The organism is Bacteroidales bacterium (assembly GCA_018334875.1).
GTDB lineage: Bacteria > Bacteroidota > Bacteroidia > Bacteroidales > UBA12077 > JAGXLC01.
Genome location: JAGXLC010000314.1, coordinates 1 through 4,733 on the forward strand (window position 1 = coordinate 1; position 4,733 = coordinate 4,733).

The following is a 4,733-nucleotide window of genomic DNA, read 5'->3' on the forward strand; positions in this document are numbered from 1 at the left end:
ATCTGGTTAATGGTTCATGATATACTACTGGTTTGTTATATTCTGAAATTTAATAGTTATTCAATTGTCATTTATAGTCATTTGTGGTCATTCAGTTGTCATTCATTGTCATTCGGTTGTCATTCATTGTCATTCATTGTCATTCATTGTCATTCGGTTGTCATTTGTTGTCATTTGCCAGCTGTTAATTGATTTGGACCAACGCTCCTTGTATTTTTACATTGGCGCTGGATGTTAGTTCGGCACCTGCACTTCCTTCAGCCTTGTAACTTGCCTGGGCTTTGGTGTTGACATTGACCCCTTCTATATTGACATCTCCCGTTGCTTTGATATTCAAATCTTTCCCGCTTTCCATGCTGATGCCATCTGAATTCATGGTTATCGTGTTGCTGTTTTCATCTTCCAGCACAATGGAGCCCGCATCTTCATCAATCTTAAATGTTTTGCCTGCCGGCGTTTCCAGTGTAACCGACTTCTTGTCATCATTGAAGAGAAGCTTCATTTCGCTTCTTGAGATGTATCCTTTTTCGTGGTTGTCATCAGATAATTCTTTGGGGGTTGGCTTTGCGCTGCTATGCAGCATCCCTAGAACGACCGGGTTTAAAGGATCACTGGCAAAAGTCCCTACTACGACTTCGTCCCCAATTTCCGGCCTGAAGAAAGTTCCTCTGCCGTCTCCGGCATCCAGGCAGGCGAGCCTTGACCATACCCCCTCTTCATCGGGATTAATTACCGGCAACTTGACCTGTATGCGGTTTTCTCCGTCGGGATCACCTTCCAGTTTGGTCACCACTCCAACCTGCAAACCATTGACCAGCGAAGACACCGTGGAGAGCTTGCTTCGGACGTTGTCGTACAATTCTGTAAACCATTTCGGATCCAGACCAAACTGAACATCCGTTTCCCATTTGCCTTCGTATATCTGATGCCGGACACCACTGATAAAGTGATTGCCACTCATCCGGTCTCCAACTCCTTCGATGGCAATTGTTTTTCCCGGTTTTACATCAGCCTTACCCTTAAATTTGACACGACCGCGAACCTTCGCCAGGCGATTCTTCAATAACCTGGCATCGGCCCATAATTGCATAACTTCATCGCTCAGGCTTCCTCCATGCTGCATCTGAAAGACTTCCATTTCAAGAGAACTGGCAATGTCTTTCGCCGAGATGTTGCCTGGTTCTGATGTACCTGGTTCCGATGCTTCTGCCCCGGAAATTTCCTGAGATGAATAATTCCAGCTAAACGCCTTTACTCCTGAATATTGTAACCTGCCATCAATTTCCCCGTCGAATTCCAGCATGGTAGCCCCATAGGTCACTTTTACCACTTCTTCATCAGCTATTTCCGGGGACTTCACACTGAATTCCCCGTCATCAACCAATCCAACCTTGCCGTTTAAATCGATACGGGTCATGATAAAATCCCAGTCGGTGACATCAAACTGAATCACTTCAGGATGCGTTACCTCCGTACTTTCTATATCCGTTTCAAGTTCGTAGTCACCAAGTATCTCTTTAATGATCTCACTGTCATTCTTTTCATAGAAATACCGGCTTTTTTGAATGAGGCTTGTTTTGTAAGATGCATCCCGGCAGTCCACAGTGAACAGGGGCAAACCTTCCCTTCTCATTCTGATGTTGTTTTTAACAATTACCCCCTTGAAGATGGTATCCTCCTCTGAATGGTAGCCAGCCAGTATTTCCACGTTATTGCCCGGAGTGAAGAGATCGGTATTGCTTACGGGAAAATCACCGGATGCTGCATTGCCGTCATAAATGCTGATGCACGCCGACGGGAGCCTGTTAATCTCTTTGTTGACAGTGATGGCTGCAATATTCAGTTTGCGTGATACCTCCTCCCCATTGATCTTAATGGTTTGTGTAACCAGATCAGAAGTTTTTGGTGTTTCTATGGTTCTTTCGTTACTCATATATTTGTTTTATTTCTCCTGAGCAGACTTATCAATAGGTGGAAAAAACAATTCGGTTCCGGCTTCCACTTTCCGGAAATTGACAATGTTATTATAGGCTGCTACATGCATATAATAATTGGGATCACCATAAACACGTGAACACATAAGCGGTAAAGTATCACCTTCTTTCACTACCACGATATGGGTCAAATCGGGTGATTGTGCATTCTCTTTTGCTGCCCGCAGGTTATCTTCCACAAAACCCTTGAATTTCCCTTTGGCCTTGGCACGGATTGGTGTACCATCGGATTTGAAAAGCTTGAAATTGACATCCATTTGGGTCAGGGTACCCTTGAAAAGCAGGGTACCCCAGCTTATACGCAGATAGTTGGGCTTATGGGTTTCGCCATTGTATTCAAGAACCACTTTTTTGAGCTTTTCAACGTCATTCACAACTCCCTCCTCGGAAGCCGGTGCTCCCGGCAGGGCTCCTGTACTGTCAAAGATGAATTCAAAGTCAAGCTCTTCGGGTTTGATCTTGTTGAATTTTACCTCTGTGGCGCTAGTCCCGGGTGGCTGCTCATCATCCGTGTCAATCTTATATTTGTAAGAATAAGACTCGGGATTGACCAGTGAAGTAAATTCTCCTTCTTCCACTTTTTCATTGAATTCCGGATCCTTGTAGGCCACTATTTTCATCTTGCTCAATTCATCTGACATCATTCAAAGGTTTAGGTTGACTGTTGAGATTATCCATACATGAAGCAAGGATTGAAAGGAGCTACCTTTCCTTTTTTTCCTTTAATACCTGCATGACCTGTTCGACACAATCTGCAACGATCTTGCTTTTCAGATCTCTTATGTTTTCCGTATCCTCTGAACCAGCGTTGGTTTCCGGTTTTTCCTCTTCACCAACATAGGTTTTTATGTGCAATTCCTTGATTTCAATAGGCATAACTTACTTTTCAATTGTAAAATATTGATATCTTAATTCTATGGTCTCAATGACCAGGTTGCTGTCCTCAGCACTCAGATCGGAAATGTTCCACTTAATCGGCCAGGCATTGACTATATTCCATGATACAAGAGGCTTCTGTTCCCATGTAACTTCATCATCCTGCTCCTGCTTTTCAAAATGAAGCAGCTTGACCACTATAGATCGTGGTTCTATGATTAGATTATTGAAAGCATCCAGACACCAGTCGATGACCTTTGAATCTTTGAGCATACCCCTTTTTAAAGTCAAATTTGGATATTTGCTCCGGAGCGGCAGTACATGCTCAAACCTGTTTTCACCGCCTTCCCTTATGGTTTCGGTCTCCAATTCCACATCCAAACCCGACACCGACTGAAATCTGGTGTCATTCGACTCATCACTTACTTCAGAAAAGTCTACTGAGAAGTGGAACCCTACCGGTGGATAATATTCTGCCATAGAACAACCCGTTTAGTTTATTTATTGGTAATAGTAAGCCCTTCATGAGCCAGCTCCATGGTTTCGACAGCCACTTCATTGCCGTCGGCTTTCAGGTCGGTGGATTGCACCTTAACAGGCCATGCATTTTTTACTTCCCAGGTCACGATAGCTTCATGGTTTTCGTTGAGCAGGTTAATGGTAACCGATTCCCTGGGTGCCTTGTTCAATTTGATGGCATTCCACCACTTAAAGAAGTCATTGTCCCCTTTAAAGGTTCCCCTTTTCAGGGTAATGTTGCTGTACTTGATCATTCCGGGCATCTTAACTTTGGAATATTCTTTGCTTGATCCTTCCCGGTATTCGATCAGTTCCGTTTCCACATCGAGACCGGAAACTTCGGTAAAAGCAATCTTTCTGTCTTCACCCCAGTCTACTTCGAAGTGAAATTTTGGTAATGGATATTCTGCCATGATTTCTGAATTTTTTGATTTAACTTTCTATTCATTTGTGATTATTCCTTTTTATTGCTGAAAGGCTTTCAGGAAAATGCCTTTTAACCCGATTGCATGAGGTGCGAAAATTTAAGTACAATGAATTCTGCCGGTCTGGCGACAGCCAACCCGATTTCTACATTCATTCTGCCTTCGAGTATGTCCTGGGCGGTCATGGTTTCTCCGAGTCCAACTGCAACAAAGAAAGCCTGATCGGGTGAGCCTCCTGCCAATGCTCCCTGGCGCCACAGGGTTGTCAGGAAGTTTCTGATCATTGCCCGAACTTTCACCCAGGTATTGGCATCATTGGGTTCGAAAACATAGGCTTCTGTTGCCTTTTGGGTGGATTCTTCCACCATGATAAACAAACGCCGCACGGAGATGTATCTCCATTCGTTGCTGTTGCCGGCAAGGGTGCGGGCACCCCATACCAGTATCCCTTTCCCTGTAAAGCTGCGGATCACGTTGATGGATTTACCGGTGGGATGAACATTTAAACTCTCCTGTTCTTCCTGATTGATTTTGACAGCCGGGGCCAGAACATTGTTAAGACTGACATTGGCCGGAGCTTTCCATACGCCCCTTATTTCGTCAATATTGGCATATACACCGGCAATAAAGCCAGAAGGTGGCAGATAACTCATTTTCCTCTTAATGCTGGAAAAAACGGAATAGAAGAAAGGGTGATTTTCCACCAGCCTCTTTTCTGCTTGATTTTCATTGTGAATGGCTGTTTGGAACAGATCTTCCAATGCTCCCAGCAATTTTTGCAGCCCCAGATTCTCATTCAGGTAGCTGATGGCGGCCAGGGCTCTGTTTTTCTTGTTGGAATATGTACTCAGATCCAGTTCGCCTGATCCCAGTGCAGGAATGTCAGCAACTTGCGAATAACTGTTGCTGGTACCTTCAA

At 44.2% G+C, this 4,733-nt stretch carries 6 protein-coding genes; all 6 read right to left on the bottom strand.

Going from position 1 to position 4,733, the window contains the following annotated elements:
- Window positions 1-184: 184 nt before the first annotated feature.
- A complete protein-coding gene (gene vgrG / locus KGY70_17165; GenBank protein ID MBS3776931.1) occupies window positions 185-1,933 on the bottom strand; it encodes a type VI secretion system tip protein VgrG in 1,749 nt (582 codons plus the stop codon).
- A 9-nt stretch (window positions 1,934-1,942) separates the two neighbouring features.
- The gene (locus KGY70_17170; protein ID MBS3776932.1) at window positions 1,943-2,635 is read right to left on the bottom strand and encodes a hypothetical protein; all 693 of its coding nucleotides are present in this window, start codon (window positions 2,633-2,635) and stop codon (window positions 1,943-1,945) included.
- A gap of 61 nt (window positions 2,636-2,696) precedes the next feature.
- Complete coding sequence (locus KGY70_17175) at window positions 2,697-2,870, bottom strand: hypothetical protein (GenBank protein MBS3776933.1); 174 nt, start codon at window positions 2,868-2,870, stop codon at window positions 2,697-2,699.
- Window positions 2,871-2,873: 3 nt separating this feature from the next.
- The gene (locus KGY70_17180) at window positions 2,874-3,350 is read right to left on the bottom strand and encodes a phage tail protein (protein MBS3776934.1); all 477 of its coding nucleotides are present in this window, start codon (window positions 3,348-3,350) and stop codon (window positions 2,874-2,876) included.
- Window positions 3,351-3,367: 17 nt separating this feature from the next.
- Window positions 3,368-3,802, bottom strand: a complete 435-nt coding sequence (locus KGY70_17185; GenBank protein MBS3776935.1) for a phage tail protein — start codon at window positions 3,800-3,802, stop codon at window positions 3,368-3,370.
- 83 nt (window positions 3,803-3,885) lie between these two features.
- On the bottom strand, window positions 3,886-4,733 hold an 848-nt coding region (locus tag KGY70_17190; GenBank protein MBS3776936.1), incomplete at its 5' end, for a phage tail sheath family protein.

Coding starts and splice junctions, on each gene's coding strand:
- vgrG (MBS3776931.1), bottom strand. CDS start 1,933: ATGAGTAACGAAAGAACCATAGAAACACCAAAAACTTCTGATCTGGTT.
- KGY70_17170 (MBS3776932.1), bottom strand. CDS start 2,635: ATGTCAGATGAATTGAGCAAGATGAAAATAGTGGCCTACAAGGATCCG.
- KGY70_17175 (MBS3776933.1), bottom strand. CDS start 2,870: ATGCCTATTGAAATCAAGGAATTGCACATAAAAACCTATGTTGGTGAA.
- KGY70_17180 (MBS3776934.1), bottom strand. CDS start 3,350: ATGGCAGAATATTATCCACCGGTAGGGTTCCACTTCTCAGTAGACTTT.
- KGY70_17185 (MBS3776935.1), bottom strand. CDS start 3,802: ATGGCAGAATATCCATTACCAAAATTTCACTTCGAAGTAGACTGGGGT.